This window comes from Flavobacterium sp. PS2, from assembly GCF_046250155.1.
Taxonomy (GTDB): Bacteria; Bacteroidota; Bacteroidia; order Flavobacteriales; family Flavobacteriaceae; genus Flavobacterium.
Window position 1 is genome coordinate 2,843,853 of sequence record NZ_CP176426.1, and the last position, 20,772, is coordinate 2,864,624.

Below are 20,772 nucleotides of genomic sequence, written 5' to 3' on the forward strand. Positions count from 1 at the left end.
ATTTTGGTTATTTGTTTTTTGTAGTAGATGTTAATTCTCCGTTGTTGTATTTTTTTATTTCGATTAGTTTGCCTGCCGTGTCGTAATATTTCCAATCATTATAATAGAACCAATGTATTTGTTCTTGACTCTTTTCTAATTTAGTTTTTCCTTTTGATTGTAATTTTCCATTCGGATAATAATATTTGACTTTACAACTGTTGCCTTGATATTTTTCTGTTTTATATAACGTATTGTTTACGTAAGATTTCCATTTTTTTACGGGTTCGTCTTTCCGGTAGTATTCAAATGATTTGTATGTAACACTATCTTGTGTATAAATGTCTATCCAAACGCCTTCTTTCTTTTTGTCAATCTTCTGATTAATTGGTTTGCTCTTGCATCCAGAAAGCAGTGTTATGTAAATTAATAATAGGATATATCTACTCATAAAACTTATTTTGCTCTACAAGATAACATCTTGCTCTACAAATGTAGAGTTAATTTTTTAATTTCCAAAATTATTTTTTTTGAGGGTCAAAGGTTTAGAGGTGTAAAGGGACAAAGGGACAAAGGTAAAAGGAATAGAGGCTCAAAGGAGCTAAGAGGCAAAGGTATTGTGAGTGCCAAAAATGGTAGAAATTTTAAATCCAGCTATTCAGTTCCGAACCTTTGGGACGATCGGAGGGAACGCCCATAAAAAAATCCGTTTACTCAATTAAGAATAAACGGATTTTATTATATTCAACAGGTTTTATCCCGTCCCGACGTTTCGGGATCGGGACTGTTAAGAAAGCTTTGCAAACTTAACGAAAAGACTTTGCGTTCTTTGCGGTAAATCTTCACTTTGCAGTTGGCTTATTTTTTAGAAAGCTCTACAAAATATTTGTAAAACAACGGAATAGTTTCGATTCCTTTTAGGTAATTGAAAATTCCGAAATGTTCGTTTGGTGAGTGAATTGCATCACTATCAAGACCAAAGCCCATAAGGATTGTTTTGCTTTTTAGTTCTTTTTCGAATAATGCTACAATCGGAATACTTCCGCCTGAACGAACTGGAATTGCTGGAACTCCAAAAGTTTCGGTGTAAGCCATATTTGCCGCTTTGTAACCAATACTATCTATTGGGGTTACATATCCCTGACCACCGTGATGTGGAGTAACTTTTACAGTTACGCCTGCTGGTGCAATGCTTGTAAAGTGTTTTGAGAATAACTCGGTAATGTGCTCCCAATCTTGGTTTGGAACTAAACGCATAGATATTTTTGCGAAAGCTTTGCTTGCAATAACCGTTTTAGCTCCTTCGCCTGTATATCCGCCCCAAATTCCGTTTACATCAAGTGTTGGTCTTATTGAGTTGCGTTCGTTGGTTACGTATCCTTTTTCGCCATAAACATCGTTTAAGTCTAAGGCTTTTTTATATTTCTCTAAGCTAAATGGTGCTTTTGCCATTTCGGCTCTTTCTTCTAATGTTAATTCTTCGACATTGTCGTAGAATCCTGGAATTGTAATATGATTGTCTTCGTCATGTAATGAAGCAATCATTTTGGCAAGTACGTTAATAGGGTTTGCAACTGCACCACCGTATAAACCTGAATGTAAATCGCGGTTTGGTCCTGTAACTTCTACCTCTACATAACTTAAACCACGTAATCCTGTTGTGATAGATGGTTGCTGATTAGAAATCATTCCAGTATCTGAAATTAATATCACATCGTTTTTAAGTTTTTCCTGATTGCGCTCTACAAACCAACCTAAACTTTTAGATCCTACTTCTTCTTCACCTTCTATCATGAATTTTACATTACAAGGCAATGTGTTGCTTTGTACCATATATTCTAATGCTTTTACGTGCATGTACATTTGCCCTTTGTCGTCGCAAGCACCACGAGCAAATATTGCTCCTTCTGGATGAATTTCGGTTTTTTTGATAACTGGTTCAAATGGGGGAGATGTCCATAATTCCATCGGATCTGGTGGCTGAACATCATAATGTCCGTAAACTAATACGGTAGGTAAATTTGGGTCGATTATTTTCTCTCCATAGACAATTGGGTACCCCGGAGTGTCGCAAATTTCGACAAAATCACATCCGGCTTTCTCTAAACTTGCTTTTACAGCCTCGGAAGTGTCAATTACATCTTGAGAATATGCAGTATCTGCACTTACAGATGGAATTTTTAATAGTTCGATTAACTCATTGATAAAGCGTTCTTTGTGTTCTTGAACGTATGCTTTTATAGTGTCCATTTAAATTGATTTTTATAGAATTTCAAAAATACGAAAAATAGAATTAATATTTTTTTTCAAAAAAGCTTTGAAAATTAGAAGTTATGATTATCTTTGCACCCACAATTGAGCGGATATGGTGAAATTGGTAGACATGCCAGACTTAGGATCTGGTGCCGCAAGGCGTGTAGGTTCGAGTCCTATTATCCGCACTACTTACTTTAAAAACCCTTAAAATATAGTTTTAAGGTTTTTTTTTATGTCTTTACTTTACTAAAATTATTGGTTTTTTAGGGATGAGTTTTTAAAGGTTGGGGTTGATTTACCGCAAAGTGCGCAAAGTATAAAAGAAAGGTTCGCAAAGTTAAATTAATAGCTTTGCGAACCTTTGCGTTTAAAAATAGGCGTATAGCGCTTCAACTTAGTTTGTCCTTAAAAAAATGGAACGCTGATGAAATGGATTTACTCTGTAAAGACGCGGATTAACCACGGATTTTTTTATTTAACATTATTAAATCCGTCTTTTTCTGCGTCTTCGCGATAGCGAATCCGTTTTATCAGCGTTCTATTTTATGCGTAACCAAACAAAGGTTTTATTTCCATCTAAGCATGTTCAATCCTTTTCTTTATAATCTCCAGCAATTCTTCTTTTGTCATAAAAGTGTTTAGGAAATCTTCTAAGTTTCCTTGGTTAGAAACTTCTCTGAAAAAGACTTCGTGATCTGTTCCAAATAATGTTGGGTTTTCGGGATTTGGATCGGATAAGCATATATAATAATGGTCTGGAAAACCATAACTTGAAATAAGCAGAATAAAATCTGGCGAATGATCATTTGTTACTTTAATGATTTCGATTAAATCGGTATCTTCATCTTTAAAATCTTCGTTCCATTCGGCGAAATCTTCTGTGCCTTCTTTAAAAGGAGTAAAAGGAGAAACTTGCCAAAACATCTGACCGTATCCTTCATCTGTTAATCTGAAATATTTTTGAATTATTGCATCGTAAAAATCTTCTTTGTTTTCTCTAAAAAGTGCTTGGTTCTCGTTGATAAAATCGCTTATTCCGTAAATGGGTTCTTCTTCTTCGGCGGTTGCCCAAGGAGTATCTGTTGGTCGGCGATACAAAACGGTATCAAAAGTTATGGATTGTAAATCTTCCTGAAGTGATTTGCCTTTTACATTGTCGATATTTCCGCCTAATTTTTTGATTTGCTCCAGAATCTCCTTTTTCATTTTTGGTTTTATAGATAACATTCGTATTGTGTCTTATTTTGGTGGGTGGGGAAATAATTTTCGGGCTATCGGATTTTCAAATTTATTAATAGATTTCTTTCTATCTTTGAATGTTTTCATAACATAAACTTTATGCGAAAATTTTACAATGTAGAAAAATTTAACTACGAGCTACCCAAAAAACTCCTAATAATTTCACAAATATGAGAAAGAACATCCTATTAATCATAGCTTTAATAATTTCAACAAATTCTATTATGTCACAAGAAAATAAATTATCGACTTCTGAACAGATAATAAATTCTACAATTCGAATCGAATGTACTGGAGATACAATTATAAATAATCAAAAGCTTGCATTTACCTCAACTGGAACTGGTTTCTTCTTTGAATTTTTAATCAATAACATGAAAATCCCTGTTATTGTTACTAACTATCATGTAATTAAAAACACAACCTATGGAGTTTTAAATTTTACTGAAAAAGAAAACAACCTCCCGAAATATGGCAGTATTTTAACTTATACTCTTAATGATTGGCAAAATCGTTGGATTAAACATCCCAATGTAGATTTAGCTATTTTACCACTTGCCCCAATAATCGATGACTTTAAAAAGCAAAAAAATAAAGACATATCATATGTTCACTACGACGAAACTCTACTTTCAAATGCAAATTTACTAAGTGAAGTTACTGCTATTGAAGAAGTGCTGATGGTAGGATATCCAAAAGGATTTTGGGATAAGGTAAACAACCTGCCTGTCGTAAGAAAGGGAACTACCGCCACACCCATGTATATAGATTATTCAGGAAAAAAAGAGTTTCTTTTAGATATTCCAATATTTGCAGGGTCTAGTGGGTCACCTGTAGTTTTATTCAATCAAGGGTCATATTCAACAAAAGATGGAGGTATTAATATTGGTAGTAGAATAGCTTTATTAGGTATTAACGTTCAATCAATAGACTACATTGCAGGTGGACAGCTAATATTGCCACCCAATAATCCTACAGTAGAAACTTCAACAGCTGTTCCAATGAATATCGCTGTAATTATAAAATCAGAAGAACTTCTCGCTTTTAAACCAATAATACAAGAGTTATTAAAAAAACAAAAATAACATTTAAAATATCTCTTTACTCTTATTCAAGCTTAAGTTGATTAATCACTTTTACTATATCAATAAACCTTCAAAACAATTTTAATAAATTAATCTTAATCCTGCGGAGCACGTATTTCAGATAATTGTAAAAATGACAGTTTGAATATTGATTATTTGATGAAATTTATTATTAAAAAAAAATCACTTATATCAAATCAAAATTTTAAATCCCTGATAGGACGGAAATTCTTTCCGTGTCCACAAACGTTATATTTCTAAGAAATCTCATATCTAGCCCTGATAGAAGGGAAAATCCTTTTTTATTGTTTTTCTCAATAAAAAAGATTGGAATGATAGCAGGAAATGGCTCCTGAAGAAATCATTAGAAAATAAATTGTTTTTGATTGTCGAGTTACTAGCGGAGATTGCTTCGCTAGTTCGCTATCGCTCGTGTTTTCGTTCCTCAGAAAGACAAGTTTACGGTTATTTTATGTGTAAACTGTGAGTTTATGAAAAGCGAACACAAATTATTTCCTGATTATCGAGCTACTAGCGAAGATTTCTCATTCTTCGAAATGACAAACGGGGCGCAAAACAACCTTTCTTCATTCCACATCTAAATAAGGATCTAGGGCTTCGGCTAATTTGTTGAGCCAATAAAAATTATCTTCAATGTTTTTTATTTCTGATGCTGCGGTTTCGCATCCTCTCATTAAGCATAAAGCAAGCAGATGATTTACTTGGCGTATTGTTTTTGCCATGTCTTCGGGTTCCATAACTTCATTGAAAAAATCCTTTAGTCTGATTTCTGTTTCTTTTGAAAGTCTATTTTCGCTCATGATTTAAAAGTTTAGTAAGGACTATGAAAATATCATAACAGCAAAAGTGATAAGATTTATTTTGTAATTGGACGCATATATGGGTTCAAGTCTATTTTATATTTCTCTATGCAAAAGATTGATAAAGGATAAATGTTTAATCGAGAAACTATAACGCATAAAAAAAGACCTCAATTGAGGTCTTTTTTTTGTTTAAATATATTGGGTTTATGCTTCTTTTGGTTCTGGAAACATAACCGATAATACAACTGATATTACTAAAACACCTGCAATAACAATTAACGAATACATTGATTCGATGTGGTAGAATGGCGAAATAATCATTTTTACTCCAATAAAAGCAAGGATTATCGCTAAACCATATTGTAATTTGCTAAACAAATGAATGAAATTATCAAGTAAGAAGAATAATGCTCTTAAACCTAATATTGCAAAAATGTTTGATGTATAAAGAATAAACGGATCATTAGAGATTGCGAAAATTGCAGGAATTGAATCTACTGCAAAAAGTAAATCGGTAAATTCTATAACTGCTACAACTACTAAAAGTGGTGTTGCAAGTTTTTTTCCGTTTTCGTATGTAAAGAATTTATCTCCATCATACTTATCGCTTACGCTAAAGAATTTTCTAATTAATCTTGCTCCTCTGGTATTGTTGTAATCTTCGTCTTCGTCCTCATTTCCTGATGACCATGATTTTATTCCTGCATAAACTAGGAATAATCCAAAGGCTGTCATGATTAGGTTAATATCGTATTTAAATCCTTCTACACCAACTAGGCTTAAAAGCTTGTTTAAATAGGTTAATTCGATTAAAAAAGCTCCAGAGAATATAAATATAGCTCTTAGGACTAATGCTCCTATAATACCCCAAAATAATACTTTGTGTTTGTTGGTATTTGGTACATCAAAAAACTTGAATACCAGGATAAACACAAATAGGTTATCTACAGAAAGTGCTTTCTCGATCCAATACGCCGATTGAAATTCGTAAAATTTAGCTGAACCTGCATAATAGTATACTAAACCACTAAAACCCATTGCTAAACTGATCCATACTAATGACCATGAAATAGCTTCTTTATTGGTTACGACATGACTTTTTTTGTTGAAAATACCTAAATCTAGTAATAGCATTATAACTACTGCGATTGCAAATATTGCTATTAATCCAGGATGTTCTGAGAAAATGGGATGTTCGTTCATTATTGTTTATTAAGTTGAAATTTATTATTTATTTAGATTTATTTGTTTCTTTATTTATAAATATGATTGAAGTATTCTTTGGGCTGTTTGTCCTAAGAAACTATCTTCGGTTGGGTCACCAATGGCGCTAAATCTCCATTCGTTATCGCGTTTATATAATTTCCCCATGATGATAGAACGTTTGTTTATGTATTGTCTATCTGCAGAAACGTTATAGGACGCAAATTCCGAAATTACTTTTGTTGGTGTTCCCTCATACATTCTTATTTTGGCATATGGTATTTGCGAAAAGTCTTCTTTTCCGGCATTATTCAAAAAGAAAAATATCTGAGTAACTTTTGCGTCAATTTTCGACAAATCTACGGTTATGATTTCATTATCCAAACCATCATCGCCACCTTTATCACCCGCAAGATCATCGCCAGTATGTTTTAATGCTCCATCGTTGCTTAATAATTTACCTTTGGATAGACCAAATTGCTGTAAAGCCTCAAGACGGTATAATGGAGAATATAAATGATCATAAAGTTTATTTTGATCATCTATTAATATGCAGCTTAAATCAAGGTCAACATCTGTTACGTTTTTTGATAAACCTAAGAATCCTTTGGTTTCTATCGCTCCCCAGTTTACACCAACACAAAAGCTGGTTAATGATTCTCCGCTTGATTTTCTTAAATCAATTTTTTGTCCTTTGGTTAAATTAATTGCCATGTGCTTTTAATTGTATTTGTTTATATAATCCTGAAGACCACCTTTCATCCCGATTCCTACGGCTTCAAATTTCCATTCTTCGTTTCTTTTGTAAATTCTTCCAAATTCTACGGCAGTTTCTATAGAGAAATCTTCGTCTAATTCGTATTTAACTAATTCTACATTCGATTGATCTAAAATTCTGATAAACGAATTACGTATTTGTCCAAAATTTTGTCTTCTTGTATCGGCATGATGTATCGTAACTACAAATGAGATTTCGTTAACCTCAGGAGCTATTTTAGATAAATCTACTTGTATTTTTTCATCGTCTCCGTCGCCAGCACCAGTTAAATTGTCTCCAGTATGAATTACTGCCTGATCTGGTGATTTTAGATTATTGTAATAAACAAAATGATTGTCGCTTGGAATTTTTCCATTTGCTCCAATTAAAAATATTGATGCATCTAAGTCAAAACTTTCTCCAGTGCTGCTAGAATTACTATCCCATCCTAATCCTACTGTAAACTTTGGAGCGTCGATGCTTTGTCTTTGTCCTTTTTCTAAATTAATTGCCATTCTATGTTCTTAATTAATATTAATATTTAACATTGTTTTTAAAATATTGGTCTGTTCATCTACATTTTGTAACTCATCAAGAAAATCTACAGATGAAATTTTGTCCAGATACTCTTTTAATACTTCTTGAACTGTATCTGGTAGTATTGTTTTTATTGTACTAAGCTCTAATTTTAAATCAGCATTTTTAGCTGTTAACTCCATTACGATTTGCTCTTTTGATGAGCTGTTTTTTGAGAAATCAATTCCTTTTGCTCTTTCGTGGTCTAGAAAATAGAACGATTTGTCTTTTGCAATAAAAATAAATTTGTCGTTAGAATCTCTAAATTCATAAGCTTCGACAACTTCATTATTGTAAACGAGACCGCACATGAATTTAATTTTAAATTTAAGAATATTTAATCTTCCTAAAAGTTTTCTTTCGAACTTAACAAACGAGTTTTCGTACAAACTATTGCTGGCTTGTGTGAGTTGCTCGTATTGTTCGGTATTTATTTCTCGATAATATTCGGATTGAACACTATCTGAAAAAATCGTAATCTCATTCCAGTTAAAAAAATCTTCTTTTTCTGTTGCAAATAATTGATAGAGCTGTTCAATTTTTTTAGACATATTTAGAGCATGCACTTGTGTTTGCTTAGCAAATTTGGCTTCTCCGATTTCGACTTTTAATTTAGAAACAATGTCATCATTAATATATATTTCATCAGTAATTAAAAGATACTGTTGCTCTTTTGATTTCTTGATTTTTTGAAACAAATCAATAAGACTATTTGTAAACTGAATGTGAAATAATTCTAATTTATTAATGTCTAATGTTCGGTTGTTTTGAAAAAGAGAGTGGATTATTTTTGTTTTGATCAAGGTATTAACAAGGTCCTTGTGATTAAAGAAATTGGCTAACAATTCTAAAATCACAAGTCTTCTGTTACTATCTTTTATTATTTGAACGAACCGTTCCTCTTCCTCTTGCATTTAATTGATTTCTTATTTTCAATTAGCTTATAACACCTTTTTTTAATTCAGTTTCAAGACTTTGTAAACCAGCGTCAAGTTGTCTTCTGGTTTCTGTACCTTGGTCGTGAATTTGTTTTACTTCTGTCAACGTGTCTATTAAAGATTTTGTTGTCATTTTCAATGTCTCCAAAGAAACAATTGTATTTTCATTTTCTCTGGCAACTTCTATGCTGTTTTGTTTTAGCATTTCGGCATTCTTTTGTAAAATGGTATTTGTTGTCTCAGATACTTTACGCTGAATCTCGATATTCTGTTTTTGTCTTTGTAAAGCAACGGCTAATGTAAGCTGGTTTTTCCAGACTGGCATTGTTGTCGTTAAGATAGATTGCGCTTTTTCGGCAATAGAGGTGTTGTTGTTTTGAACCACACGTATTTGCGCTAGAGATTGCAACATAATAAAACGAACAATTTTCATGTCGGCTAAACGCTTATCCAGACGATTGATGAAATTTCTTTTGTCAGAAATCTGATAATCTTGGTATTGTGCTGTATTAGCTTCCATTACTGCAAGTTCTTCGTTTAGTTCTTTAAAACGAATTTGTCCTGCAATAACGTGTTTTTCCATCTCTTTGATAAGTCCAACATTACCATCAAACATAGTTTGAAGTGCGCTATTGTCTTTTACCGAATTGATCATTCCAGCTTTTACTTTATTACTGATTTTGTCAATGTTTACAGTAATTTTATCGTATTGCTGAAATAATTTTTTTACATCAGTAACTAATTTATTAAGAACTGGAATTTTTGAAAGAAATCTTTTAAACGGACCTTGATCTAATTGATCAATATCTACATAATTTAATTCTGTCAATAAATCGTTTATCAAAGTTCCTACTTCACCAGAGTTATATGTTCTAACGTTGGTTAAGAAAGTATCACTTTGTTTGGCGATAGAGTTTTGAATTTCGGCACCATAATTCAAGATAGAATTGGCGTCGTTTTCATTTAACTGATTTGAAATCGATTTGTAACTATTTACTTCAGCTTCGGTAATTGTAGCCAAGTTTACATTTCCATCTTTGTCAATTAACGCAAGATTTTCCTGTGTAACTAATTGATTATCTATCATCTTATTTTATAAATGATTTTGTTGAATAGTAAGAATTGTTTCTTCTAGTTTTTTGTCTTTTGTTGGAGCTCCAATCGCACTAAATTTCCACTCATCGTTTCTTTTGTAAAAAACACCAAGTACCATCGATACATTACCAGCGAAAGAAGAATCGTTTGCAACGTCATAACGAGCAAATTCCTGACTAACTTTTGTTGGTGTGCCTTCGTAGATACGAATAGATGCAAAAGGAATATCTTTAAAATCCTGACCTCTAAAACTATTGATAAAAAATGCAACGTGATTTGCAGAAGGAGATAATCTAGAAAAATCTAGTGTAATAACTTCATTATCTAATCCGTCATCACCATTAATGTCTCCAGTTAAATCATCACCACTATGTTTGATAGCTTGGTCGTTTGATTGTAATTTTCTGAAATTAACAGAGTCAATATGATTTTTTTTGTCATCGTAAACTGCGCAACTTGCATCTAGATCAACAGGCTCTTTCTTTGTTCCGAAAAGTCCCTTTTTTTCGATTGCACCCCAATTTACTCCTACACAAATGTTTTGTAATTTTGTACCGTTACTTTTTTCAAGATTGATACGTTGTCCTTTTTCTAAATTAATTGCCATAATCTTAGTTATATTTATTTAAGTAATCTTCTAATCCGCCTTTCATTCCTGCGCCAATAGCTTCAAATTTCCATTGTCCGTCTTTATTGTATATTCTTCCAAATTCAACAGCTGTTTCTATAGAGAAGTCTTCTTCTAATTCGTATTTCAGCAATTCGGTATTATTGCTATCATCTACAATTCTGATGAAAGAATTACGAACTTGTCCAAAATTTTGTTTTCTTGTTATAGCATCGTGAATCGTAACTACAATGCAAACTTCTTTTACCGAAGCATCAATTTTAGTTAAGTCTATTTTTATTTGCTCATCATCTCCATCTCCATCTCCAGTTAAGTTATCTCCTGTATGTATTACAGCCTCGTCTGGTGATTTTAAATTGTTATAAAAGATAAAATGTGAGTCAGAAATTATTTTTTTGTTCTCACCCAATATAAACACAGAAGCATCAAGATCAAATCCAGATCCTGTTGAACTGTTGTTTGTATCCCATCCTAAACCAATTGTGAATTTTGGGGCATTTATGTTTTCTCTTTGCCCTTTTTGTAAATTGATAGCCATAGTTTAATCTATTTTTATTACGTTAATATTGTTCTTGTATTCTATAATCTGATGATAATTATTACTTATCGCAAGATGAAATAAATCGTTGCTTTTTTCAGTAGATATATTATTTACTAAATAGGCAAACTCATCTTCGCTGAGACTTAATATAAACTTCACTATACGAGTGTTGTACTGAAAATGATCGCTGTTTATAATATTCGCGATATCCTCGACATTCTTAACCGAATAATAATTATAATGGTTCTCTATGTTCGGATGTATCTCTTTGTTTATTAATTCAGCAAAATACACAAATATAAAATCTCCATTTACATTATATTGATTTAGTATTTTATTTACCGTATGTTCATGACTTCCAGTTATCTTAATGTCATCTACGAAAATACAAAGTTTTCCATCAATAAAGTTTCTGTCGATATAATAAGTATCATTCGATATTAATTTTACTCTTTCTTCAAAATCTAAATTTCCATAATCAGTAACGTAGGTTTGATTTCTGAATATTTTAGATTCAATAGATGCTTTCTTGTTGTTTTTAAATAGGAAACTGTTCAGTTGTTTCTTAAAATAATAACATAAAAAGTTAGAAGCAGTAGGAATCGATAAAAATGGACTTGGCAGAATAACAATTTCCTGATTTGATAAAATTAAATCATGATATTGATCTACAAAGCCATCAAACAATTCTTTTGCAAATTTCTCTGCATAAAATTTATCTCCAAACTTAAATCGGCTGTATTCTTTTTCCTGAAACGGACAATTATCTTTCTCAAGAATTTTATGTAAACTATAGTTTCTATTCACTTTTATAATTTTAATAGGTGTGCATCAAATCCAAAATTAATGGCTCCGTTGTAATCGGCGATAATATTGTCTCCTATATGCAGTATTTCTTTTTTGGTTATCGGTTTAATTTCATTTGCTTGGTTAAATACCAATTGAAAAATTTCGTTATTAGGTTTTGAAAGTCCCACTTCATCCGAGTAAATCTGAAATTTAAAGTAAGATTCCAATTCATAATGAGAAAGTATCTTTCTTAATGTGTTTCCTTTAATGAATGCAGTATTACTTAATAAGTTAATAGTTTTATCTTGTTGAGTAATCTCTTTAAAAAGTTGCGGGATATTAGCATAAAGAAGTTCAGGTTTGTATTTTAAAAATAACAACTCTGTCTCGTTATAAAATAATTTTAATTTAGTAGTGTCGATATCATTTATATTGACATTTAGTGCACTAAGAATTAGATAATATATTTCGTAAGTGTCAATATTTAACCCGGTTCTTTCGTTTATATTATTGCATAAAACATCATAATAGCGCACAACATCATTAACCTTCTCGATTGTAGCATCTACATCGAAAAAGTCTTTGAATAATAAATTTCTTTTGCTTTTAAATTCGGGATTTGATTTTATTAGGGTTAGCCATAAATCAAAAGAAAGGTGACTGTGATTTTCGTAATTTATTTTCAAGCTTGTGATTTTAATTAAAACAAATTTATTTTAATGTTTCAGACAACTTCAATGGAGTTTCTTTGAATTGTAAAACAGTTTGTTTTCTGTAATTATTAATGAAACGAATGGATCTGGATTAGGTATTAGAAATTATTTGATGATTTCGCCAGAATAATATTTTTCTAAAAAGTAACCTAAATCGGCTCTGTATCCTATTCCCGAAGCTTCAAACCTCCATTGTTCATTTCTTTTATAAAGCCTTCCGAATTCTATTCCTGTTTCTATCGAAAAGTCTTCGTCTAACTCATATTTTGCAATTTCTTCACGAGTCGAATTGTCAACGATTCTTATGTATGAGTTTCTAACTTGACCAAAGTTTTGTTTTCTTCTCTCGTAATCCTCAATTGTAACCACAAATAAAATTTCTTTTACCCTTGGGTCGACTTTTGTCAAGTCAATTTTTATAGCTTCATCATCATCGCCATCACTACTTTTTCCGTCGGGATCATCTCCTGAATGTTCTAGAGATCCGTCGGGAGATTTGAGATTGTTGTAGAAAACAAAATAATCTTCATCTAAAAGTTTTCTTTCAGAATTAATCATAATTGCTGAAGCGTCTAGATCAAAATTGCTTCCTGTGCCTTCATTTGGATCCCAACCTAAACCAATTGTTATATTTAATAAGCCAATATTTATTTTTTGCCCTTTCTGTAAGTTAATTGCCATAGTGTGGTATAAAGTGAAACCTATTTTAAAGGGTTAAAATTAAAATTTAATTTTGCATAAAACTATTTAAATATGCTAAAAACAGGTTTTTATTTCTATTATTTTGGTAAGTTATTTACAGCCTAGGGCTATTTTAGATAAAATCTTAGATTTAGTAAGCTTATCCTTAATGCTAAAAAAAATTCTTCCTCTTGTTTTGTTTTGGAAAACTTAAATCCTGTAAAACTTAATTTTGGTTAGTTTGTTCTAATTGAATGTTTTGGCTTTTTTAGGTTTGTTTTAAATTCTGATTTTTTAAATGCTTACTATTTTTGAAACTTTATGACATTTAGAAATTAATTAAAGAAATAGGTTTTTCTTAAACTGATCTCCAGAATAAGATATAAATGCATTGATGAATCTGGAAAAACGGAGTAGTATTTTTCGTCTAAATTTAGACTTAAGCCAGTTTTGTTATAATTAATTACAGGATTCGTTAACGCTGGTTTGTTTCTGAAAAAAGGAAAAAATAACTGTTGATTCGCTATATTATTATGTAATTTCTTAATTTTTTTTCAAGTTTTAGTTTGTATTGATATTTAGAGTATTAGCGATTTTATTGGGTTTTAAGAAAAGGGATGGAATTAATGAGAAATTGAGAAGAAAAATTTTTAACGTTTTTTTTGGATATGTTATTATTTTACATACATTTATCACATAAACGATAAAATGCCACACTTTGTCGATTATTTATAATTGATATAAATTATTTTTAATTAAAAAATCCAGATTAATGAATCCAAATTTACAAATTGAACTTAGACGTTTTATTTCTTCAAATGTTGTTTCAAAACTGAATAAATTTTATTTTGAAAATGACGCCTTATTAATTAAAGCTATTGATGCTTCTATCGGAACTATCTTAATAGGAGTTTATAATAAAATACATGAAGTCAGTTTGTATAATGAGTTGGTAGAGATTGTTGGGAATACAGACTTTTATAAAGAAATAGATTTTGAATCCGGAAGACTATTATCAGTCGATGAATGTTATAAAGACGAAGGCAATAAGTTATTAAAACGAATTTTTGATAACAAAAAGGGGCGAATTACCGAAATGGTCTCTAATGAAGTAGGTATTAAAAGCGAAACTGCTCGCGAAGTATTAAATTTTTCAGCACTATTAGTTCTTTCTTATTTTAGCTATAAAAAGCAAGTGCAAGAAGACCTCCAATTATTGCTAGAAGAGCAAAAAAGAGGTGTTTTAAATAGTATTCCTCTCGGAATCAAAATTATCTTAGGTTTTTCATCTTACGAAGTTGTCGAAGAAAAAAGGAAAACCAGATTTTCAAACTCAATTTTCAATCACATTTTTTCAAATAGTAATTCTTAAGAACCGTCTTTCGTTTTTAAGTCAAAAAAAATCCCATTTTACATTTTGTAAAATAGGATTCTCTCGTTTATATATAATTTGAAGATTTATACGTTCTTCAAATTGATAACTTCTTGTTCTGTTAAAAAACGCCAGTTACCTCTTGGTAAATTCTTTTTGGTTAAACCAGCAAAAGATACACGGTCAATACGTAAAACATCATATTCAAAGTGTTCGAAGATAGCACGAACTACTTTTACATTTGATGAACGTAACTTTAACCCAATTTCGCTTTTTGGCTCATTGTCGATATAGCTAATGTCTTCAACAAAAACACGGTGTCCATCAAGAACAAGTCCTTTGTTTATTTTTTCTAAATCTTCAAATTTCAAGTTTTTATCTAATGAAACCTGGTATATTTTAGATGATTTCTGGCTTGGTAAAGTAAATTTACGAAGCATATCAGTATCATTTGTAAACAATAATAAACCTGTAGTGTTTTTATCCATTCTACCAACTGCAGCAATCTTTGCATTAGTCGAACCACGAACCAATTCTAATACGTTACGGTATTCCTGACCTTCGTCAAAAGCAGTCGTAAAGTTTTTTGGTTTGTTTAATAAGATGTATTCTTTCTTTTCTGGAGTTAAAGTTGCTCCGTCAAAATTTACTGTATCTCCTGGTTTTACTAAGTATCCCATTTCTGTAACAGGTACTCCGTTTACTTTTACATTCCCAGATTGGATGTAGATATCTGCATCACGACGAGAACATGCGCCAGAATTAGCAATATATTTGTTTAAACGAATCTCATCAGCAGCCTTTTGTCTTTTAGGTGCTTGATTCGGTTTTTTGGCAGCTTTTGCAGCAGCTTCTTCCTCTACTTTAGTAATCGGTTTCGCTTTTTTTGGCCCTTGTGCACGCTTTTGCATGGCAGGTTTTGGCTTATTTGAGTTAGGTCTTGAGCTATTTGCTCTTGGTCCTTTTCCTTTATTATTGCCTTCCTTATTATTCATAAATCCTGTAATTTGTGCAAAGATAGTTTATTATTGGTTAATAGCAGTAACTTGATTGTTGTTAGATTACTAGCTTTTAATACTATTACCAGCCTTTTAATTGAAAATAATCTAAAAATGCTGAAAATTTTAAATCAATTATATTTTTAAAAGTAAAGTTTTTCCATGCCACAAAACACTTGGATTAATAAGTACAATACAAAACACTCCCGAAACGATAAGAAATTTTAAAACATTGTGCAGAAGTAAAAATTGTGTCTTAGAATTTGATTTCCAAAGGTAAAGTAAGAAAAATATTAAAACAATAAAGCAGATGTAGAAATAAATGTCCATATAACCTACATCATATATTTCGATTAGAATGTAAACGGGAACAATAGTAAGAAAAGTTAAAAAGGTAATTATCTTTTTTGAAGTTCTCTCGCCATAAAGAATTGGGATGGTTTTGTAATTATTAACCAAGTCTCCTTTTAGGTTTTCTAAGTCTTTTATCATCTCGCGAATTAGCAATAATAAAAATAGAAAAACAGCATGAGCAGAAATTACTGCAAAATGGCCTCTTTGGTTTTCTAAATCATCAAAAGAAATTTGATTGTAAAAATATACTAATATGGCAAAGAATGGTAAAACTGCAAGTAAGGCAGCCGTTAAGTTACCGATTAATGGATATTTTTTTATCTTATGAGAATAAAACCAGATTAAAAATATATATGTTGAAAAGAATAAAAATGCCCTCCAGGACACAATCAGCGCCATTAATGAGCCAATGAAGTTTAGTGTGAAATATACGCTCAGTTTTGTTTTCTGACTTACTAATCGATCCAACATTGATTTGTTGGGACGATTTATTAAATCTTTCTGACTGTCATAAAAATTATTAATAATATAACCTGCAGCAATAGTAATTGCCGAAGCAAAAACAATTAAAAATAAATTGAAGTCAAGTAGTATGTCAAGCGCCCTTTTTTCGGGAGCCAAAATAAATATTGCCGATAAGTATTGTGCTAAAACGATAATAGGAATGTTGTAGCCTCTTATTACAGAGAACAAACTTATTATTTTCATCGCTAAGATTTTATTCTGTCGGCTTAACATTTCTTTTGTTAGAGGTTAGTGTTCTTTGTAGGATACAGTTTATATATTGGTTTTAAAATTACTAAAGTACATCTTTTAATAATTTTGAAGAGCCATATCCCAATTTTCTTATGCATACTAAAGCCTCTTTTTGTGATATTGTGGTTTCTTTTATTCTTTCTTTTTCCATAAAATAGATAGAACCACTCCACGGACTTGGGGCATTCGGGATAAAAACCGTGCAATGTTCTTCGTCGATTTGTTCTATTAAAAAAGCAAATTGCCATCCATCATCTACACGAGCCAAAACAACTTTTAAGTCTTTAGAATTTTCAAGCCCTATGATGTTTTCATTCATGTTCTTCATAAACGAATATCCAGGGATAAGGCTTAAAATACTAGTTTCTAATTTAATAATTAAGATTTTTGCTTGTTTGGTTCGAGCTAATAATCCTGCCAAAAAACAAATTAATATGATAATTAGTAGGCCTATTAATTCTTCTAGTGCCATTCCTAATACTCTTACTTTTGGTAAATTACTAACTAACGGAATGGTAATCTTTTGTAAAATGTGATAGCCTTTTTCAAAAAGGACCAGGATTATGGCTAATGGAATCAGAAAAAGAATTCCACCTACAAAAGTTGACTTGAGGATGCTTAAAATACTTTTCATATTAAATAACTTGCTAGATTGTGATAATTTTTTAGGAAAAAAAGGCACGTTAGTGGCATTGAATTTTTAGAGTCGAATATATCGACTCTAAAAATTGTAACTATTTAATATTCTAAAATCTTAGAATTTGTATTCTGTAATTTAAAATTGGTAAACTACTTCTAGTTTGTAGTCTTTTAATGATTGCTTAGCGCGTTCTAAATCTTGGGTAAAACCAAGAATATAACCTCCACCGCCAGAACCACATAATTTTAGGTAATAATCGTTTGTGTCAATACCATTTTGCCAAATACCATGAAACTGTTCTGGAATCATAGGTTTAAAATTATTCAAAACTACTTTTGATAATTTTTTGGTATTACTAAATAAAGACTTCATATCGCCATGTAAAAAATTCTCTACACAAGCATCAGTATATTTTACAAACTGGTTTTTTAGCATAGTACGGAACCCTTTGTCTTTTAGGTTTTCCATAAAAATATTTACCATTGGAGCAGTTTCGCCAACAATTCCTGAGTCTAATAAAAATACAGCTCCTTTTCCGTCAAAACTTTGATTAGGAATTCCAGTTGCCTCAATATTATCTTTAGAGTTTATTAAAATCGGGATACTTAAGTAACTATTTAATGGATCTAAACCAGAACTTTTTCCGTGGAAAAAACTTTCCATTTGAGAAAAAATAGTTTTTAACTGTAATAATTTCTCGCGAGTTAAATTTTCTAGAACCGTGATTTTATTTTGAGCATATTTATCATAAATGGCAGCTACAAGTGCACCGCTACTTCCAACTCCATATCCTTGTGGGATACTTGAGTCAAAATACATTCCTGTTTCAACATCATTCTTTAAAGTAACCAAATCAAAAGTAACCAATTCTGGTTGTTCTGCTTGTAATGTTTCAAGGTATGATGTAAATCTGCTTAAACTTGCATTTGAAGAAATGGCTTCTGCCGAAGGATTTTCGGTTCTCTTCAGTGCGCCATTGTAAAAATTATAAGGAATAGACAAACCTTTAGAGTCACGAATAATTCCGTATTCTCCAAAAAGTAATATTTTCGAGTAAAATAATGGTCCTTTCATATATTTATTTAATGTCTTTCTTAATTCTGTTTGGGTCTTGTCGTGTGTCGAAAAATGTAATTATTTCGACTCTTTTTGTGTTGAATTTATAATATATTGTTGTTTGTTTAGACAAGACACATTTGTGATAGTTTTTATTTAGTTCCGATTTAGGAAAAATTTCAGGTTCTATTTGTATTAGATAAATTACTTTGTCCAGATTTGATATAAATTTATTTTTTACTTTTTTTGACCATTTAATTTCTAAGTATTCAAATAATTCAAATAAACTTTTTTCTGCATTTTTTGAAAAGATTATTGTTCTTTTCATTAACGATGCTTTTTCATCATATCTTCATACAAAACAAATTCACCTCGTTCAATTTGTCTTTCCCCTTCTTTAATTTCTTCTTTTTGTTCATCAGTTAAATCATCCCACCAATCTTTTTTCTTTTTGGTTAACAATTTTTTGACCGCCAAAATGATTGAAAGGTCATCTGTGCCTTCCAGAATATCTATCACTTCACGTTTTTCTAATTGAATGTCCATGATCTAAATTTTAATTAAAGATACGAAAATTATAATGCAATTGAACCCAATCCAATTTCGTCGCAAAGGTACTGACCATTCTGACAAAATACAACTAAATCGTCCTGAATAAATTGTAAGATTTCTTCTCTAACGTTTTCGGGGTACAAAACATGAACATTTGCTCCTGCATCTAGTGTAAAACAAACAGGGATTTTTGTTTCTGTTCTAAATTTCCAAATAGCATTAATAATCTGCAGAGTATTTGGTTTCATTAAGATAAAATACGGCATTGATGTCATCATCATAGCATGTAATGTCAATGCTTCGCTCTCAACGACTTTAATGAATTCGTCCAAATCTCCACTTTCAAAAATAGAAATTAGTTTATCTAAGTTTTCATGAGCTTGTGTAAAACGTCTTTCGGCATAAGGGTGATTGTGCATTAAATCATGACCTACAGTACTCGAAACTTGTTTTTCGCCTTTATCAACTAATAAAATAGTGTCTTGGTAATTTTTAAAGTTTTCATGAATTGTATTTGGAAATTCTACTCCAAATAAATCTGAGCTTCCTTTTATATTTGCTTGATTTCCCCAAACAACTACGCTTCCTTTTACACTTCGGCAAGCACTCCCTGAACCTAAACGGGCTAAGAAAGAAGCTTTCTGAAAGAAATAATCATCGGTCATTTCTGGGTTTAGAGTTTTTTCTAAACTCATAAAATTCATTGCCAAAGCTGCCATTCCAGATGCTGATGAGGCTATTCCTGAACTATGCGGAAAAGTATTTTGAGTGTCAATTATAAAATGATACTCTTTCAGGAAAGGGAGATAAACGAAAACGCGTTCCAGAAATTTCTGGATTTTCGGTTTGAAATCTTCTTTTGGTTTTCCTTCAAAAAGTAAATCGAATGAGAAATTATCAGTTGAAATGTCTTTTTTAGCGAAAGCTAGTTTAGTAATTGTTTTACAATTGTTTAAAGTAAAACTTACTGAAGGATTTGCCGGAATTTGATTGTCTTTTTTTCCCCAATATTTAACCAAAGCAATGTTACTTGGAGCGCTCCACTCAAAATTGCCTTGATCTATAGTCGAAGTATATTTTTTTGGAATAAAATCGTTTGCTGTAAACATAAAAATATAAAATTTACGCAAAGATACTTTTTTTGAATTATACCTTTTGCACTTTTTGATAGCCTATAAAAATGTTTACCTTTATTAACTCAAAAAAAGAATATAAAATGAATAAAATCACTCGAATTTTAGCGGTTGTTGTTACTTGTCTAGCTATTGGATATTTTTCGGGAATTGTTACCAGAACTAGTGTTGATACTTGGTATCCGACTTTAATCAAGCCAAGCTTTAATCCGCCTAATTGGGTTTTTGCACCAGCTTGGAGTTTGCTTTATTTTTTGATGGGGGTTGCAGCTGGATTGGTTTGGGATCGAATAGAATATGAAAAAGAAGCAGTTAAAAATGCATTGGTTTTCTTTGCAATTCAATTGGCTCTAAATGCTTTGTGGTCGTATTTATTCTTCGGATTAATGAATCCGTTATTAGCGCTTCTTGAAGTTTTTGTTCTTTGGCTGATGATTTATGAAACACTTTTAAAATTTATAAAAATCAATAAAATCGCAGGTTATTTATTAGTTCCTTACTTGCTTTGGGTAAGTTACGCCACGGTTCTGAATGCTAGTATTTGGTGGTTGAATAAATAGTTTACAGTTTTTAGTCACAGTTCTCAGTGCCAGTCACAGTATTCGGT

Annotated in this window: 24 protein-coding genes and 1 tRNA gene; 4 read left to right on the plus strand and 21 right to left on the minus strand. The window is 31.3% G+C overall.

The genetic code is table 11. The features are described from left to right. Positions 1-7: 7 nt before the first annotated feature. Both ACJ6WR_RS12305 and ACJ6WR_RS12310 read right to left on the minus strand, forming a co-directional pair. Entirely contained in the window at positions 8-430 is a 423-nt protein-coding gene (locus ACJ6WR_RS12305; RefSeq protein ID WP_409415399.1) for a hypothetical protein, read from the minus strand. A 407-nt stretch (positions 431-837) separates the two neighbouring features. Beyond that, positions 838-2,229 (minus strand): dipeptidase, encoded by a 1,392-nt coding sequence (locus ACJ6WR_RS12310; RefSeq protein WP_039116313.1) that lies wholly within the window; start codon positions 2,227-2,229, stop codon positions 838-840. A 109-nt stretch (positions 2,230-2,338) separates the two neighbouring features. On the opposite strand from ACJ6WR_RS12310, the gene ACJ6WR_RS12315 reads away from it, so the two are divergent. After that, positions 2,339-2,420: transfer RNA gene (locus tag ACJ6WR_RS12315), tRNA-Leu, on the plus strand. Between the two features lie 391 nt (positions 2,421-2,811). Here ACJ6WR_RS12315 and ACJ6WR_RS12320 read toward each other — a convergent pair. After that, positions 2,812-3,441 carry a hypothetical protein gene (locus tag ACJ6WR_RS12320; RefSeq protein WP_409415400.1) on the minus strand — a complete coding sequence of 210 codons (630 nt, stop codon included), beginning with the start codon at positions 3,439-3,441 and terminating at the stop codon, positions 2,812-2,814. 257 nt (positions 3,442-3,698) lie between these two features. Here ACJ6WR_RS12320 and ACJ6WR_RS12325 point away from each other — a divergent pair, with 257 nt between their 5' ends. After that, entirely contained in the window at positions 3,699-4,559 is an 861-nt protein-coding gene (locus tag ACJ6WR_RS12325) for a trypsin-like peptidase domain-containing protein (RefSeq protein ID WP_409415401.1), read from the plus strand. Positions 4,560-5,146: 587 nt separating this feature from the next. Here the strand turns inward: ACJ6WR_RS12325 and ACJ6WR_RS12330 are convergent. The 11 genes from ACJ6WR_RS12330 to ACJ6WR_RS12380 form a co-directional block, all read right to left on the minus strand. After that, positions 5,147-5,380 (minus strand): hypothetical protein, encoded by a 234-nt coding sequence (locus ACJ6WR_RS12330; protein ID WP_409415402.1) that lies wholly within the window; start codon positions 5,378-5,380, stop codon positions 5,147-5,149. A gap of 207 nt (positions 5,381-5,587) precedes the next feature. Further along, on the minus strand, positions 5,588-6,586 hold the full coding sequence (locus ACJ6WR_RS12335) for a TerC/Alx family metal homeostasis membrane protein (RefSeq protein WP_039112555.1): 999 nt from the start codon (positions 6,584-6,586) through the stop codon (positions 5,588-5,590). Positions 6,587-6,640: 54 nt separating this feature from the next. After that, complete coding sequence (locus ACJ6WR_RS12340) at positions 6,641-7,300, minus strand: TerD family protein (RefSeq protein WP_039112554.1); 660 nt, start codon at positions 7,298-7,300, stop codon at positions 6,641-6,643. Positions 7,301-7,306: 6 nt separating this feature from the next. Further along, the gene (locus ACJ6WR_RS12345) at positions 7,307-7,858 is read right to left on the minus strand and encodes a TerD family protein (protein ID WP_039112553.1); all 552 of its coding nucleotides are present in this window, start codon (positions 7,856-7,858) and stop codon (positions 7,307-7,309) included. A 9-nt stretch (positions 7,859-7,867) separates the two neighbouring features. Further along, entirely contained in the window at positions 7,868-8,833 is a 966-nt protein-coding gene (locus ACJ6WR_RS12350; RefSeq protein ID WP_409415403.1) for a hypothetical protein, read from the minus strand. A gap of 22 nt (positions 8,834-8,855) precedes the next feature. Next, positions 8,856-9,944 (minus strand): toxic anion resistance protein, encoded by a 1,089-nt coding sequence (locus ACJ6WR_RS12355; protein ID WP_039112551.1) that lies wholly within the window; start codon positions 9,942-9,944, stop codon positions 8,856-8,858. A 6-nt stretch (positions 9,945-9,950) separates the two neighbouring features. Further along, positions 9,951-10,559: a TerD family protein gene (locus ACJ6WR_RS12360; protein ID WP_039112550.1), complete on the minus strand. Its 609-nt coding sequence runs from the start codon at positions 10,557-10,559 to the stop codon at positions 9,951-9,953. Between the two features lie 4 nt (positions 10,560-10,563). Continuing rightward, entirely contained in the window at positions 10,564-11,118 is a 555-nt protein-coding gene (locus ACJ6WR_RS12365; RefSeq protein WP_039116851.1) for a TerD family protein, read from the minus strand. A 3-nt stretch (positions 11,119-11,121) separates the two neighbouring features. Further along, on the minus strand, positions 11,122-11,928 hold the full coding sequence (locus ACJ6WR_RS12370; protein WP_039112548.1) for a phosphoribosyltransferase family protein: 807 nt from the start codon (positions 11,926-11,928) through the stop codon (positions 11,122-11,124). A gap of 2 nt (positions 11,929-11,930) precedes the next feature. Next, positions 11,931-12,596 (minus strand): HAD family hydrolase, encoded by a 666-nt coding sequence (locus tag ACJ6WR_RS12375; RefSeq protein ID WP_409415404.1) that lies wholly within the window; start codon positions 12,594-12,596, stop codon positions 11,931-11,933. A gap of 132 nt (positions 12,597-12,728) precedes the next feature. Next, positions 12,729-13,304, minus strand: coding sequence for a TerD family protein (locus tag ACJ6WR_RS12380; protein WP_039112546.1), 576 nt, complete (start codon positions 13,302-13,304; stop codon positions 12,729-12,731). 772 nt (positions 13,305-14,076) lie between these two features. Here ACJ6WR_RS12380 and ACJ6WR_RS12385 point away from each other — a divergent pair. Further along, on the plus strand, positions 14,077-14,676 hold the full coding sequence (locus tag ACJ6WR_RS12385; RefSeq protein ID WP_039112545.1) for a DUF937 domain-containing protein: 600 nt from the start codon (positions 14,077-14,079) through the stop codon (positions 14,674-14,676). A gap of 86 nt (positions 14,677-14,762) precedes the next feature. Here ACJ6WR_RS12385 and ACJ6WR_RS12390 read toward each other — a convergent pair whose 3' ends face one another. The 7 genes from ACJ6WR_RS12390 to ACJ6WR_RS12420 all read right to left on the minus strand — a co-directional run bounded on the left by ACJ6WR_RS12390 (position 14,763) and on the right by ACJ6WR_RS12420 (position 20,141). Then, the gene (locus tag ACJ6WR_RS12390) at positions 14,763-15,671 is read right to left on the minus strand and encodes a pseudouridine synthase (RefSeq protein WP_039112544.1); all 909 of its coding nucleotides are present in this window, start codon (positions 15,669-15,671) and stop codon (positions 14,763-14,765) included. A 138-nt stretch (positions 15,672-15,809) separates the two neighbouring features. Next, positions 15,810-16,766: a geranylgeranylglycerol-phosphate geranylgeranyltransferase gene (locus tag ACJ6WR_RS12395; RefSeq protein WP_409415405.1), complete on the minus strand. Its 957-nt coding sequence runs from the start codon at positions 16,764-16,766 to the stop codon at positions 15,810-15,812. Between the two features lie 61 nt (positions 16,767-16,827). Then, on the minus strand, positions 16,828-17,418 hold the full coding sequence (locus ACJ6WR_RS12400; RefSeq protein ID WP_039112542.1) for a DUF502 domain-containing protein: 591 nt from the start codon (positions 17,416-17,418) through the stop codon (positions 16,828-16,830). A gap of 141 nt (positions 17,419-17,559) precedes the next feature. Beyond that, a complete protein-coding gene (locus ACJ6WR_RS12405; protein ID WP_086895714.1) occupies positions 17,560-18,498 on the minus strand; it encodes a mevalonate kinase in 939 nt (312 codons plus the stop codon). Positions 18,499-18,502: 4 nt separating this feature from the next. After that, complete coding sequence (locus ACJ6WR_RS12410) at positions 18,503-18,808, minus strand: type II toxin-antitoxin system RelE/ParE family toxin (RefSeq protein WP_323489949.1); 306 nt, start codon at positions 18,806-18,808, stop codon at positions 18,503-18,505. Continuing rightward, positions 18,808-19,026, minus strand: a complete 219-nt coding sequence (locus ACJ6WR_RS12415) for a hypothetical protein (protein WP_086895716.1) — start codon at positions 19,024-19,026, stop codon at positions 18,808-18,810. The genes ACJ6WR_RS12410 and ACJ6WR_RS12415 overlap by 1 nt, the downstream gene beginning before the upstream one ends. A 29-nt stretch (positions 19,027-19,055) precedes the next feature. Further along, positions 19,056-20,141: a diphosphomevalonate/mevalonate 3,5-bisphosphate decarboxylase family protein gene (locus tag ACJ6WR_RS12420; RefSeq protein WP_409415406.1), complete on the minus strand. Its 1,086-nt coding sequence runs from the start codon at positions 20,139-20,141 to the stop codon at positions 19,056-19,058. A 107-nt stretch (positions 20,142-20,248) separates the two neighbouring features. On the opposite strand from ACJ6WR_RS12420, the gene ACJ6WR_RS12425 reads away from it, so the two are divergent. Continuing rightward, on the plus strand, positions 20,249-20,725 hold the full coding sequence (locus tag ACJ6WR_RS12425; RefSeq protein ID WP_409415407.1) for a TspO/MBR family protein: 477 nt from the start codon (positions 20,249-20,251) through the stop codon (positions 20,723-20,725). The last annotated feature ends 47 nt before the right edge of the window (positions 20,726-20,772 follow it).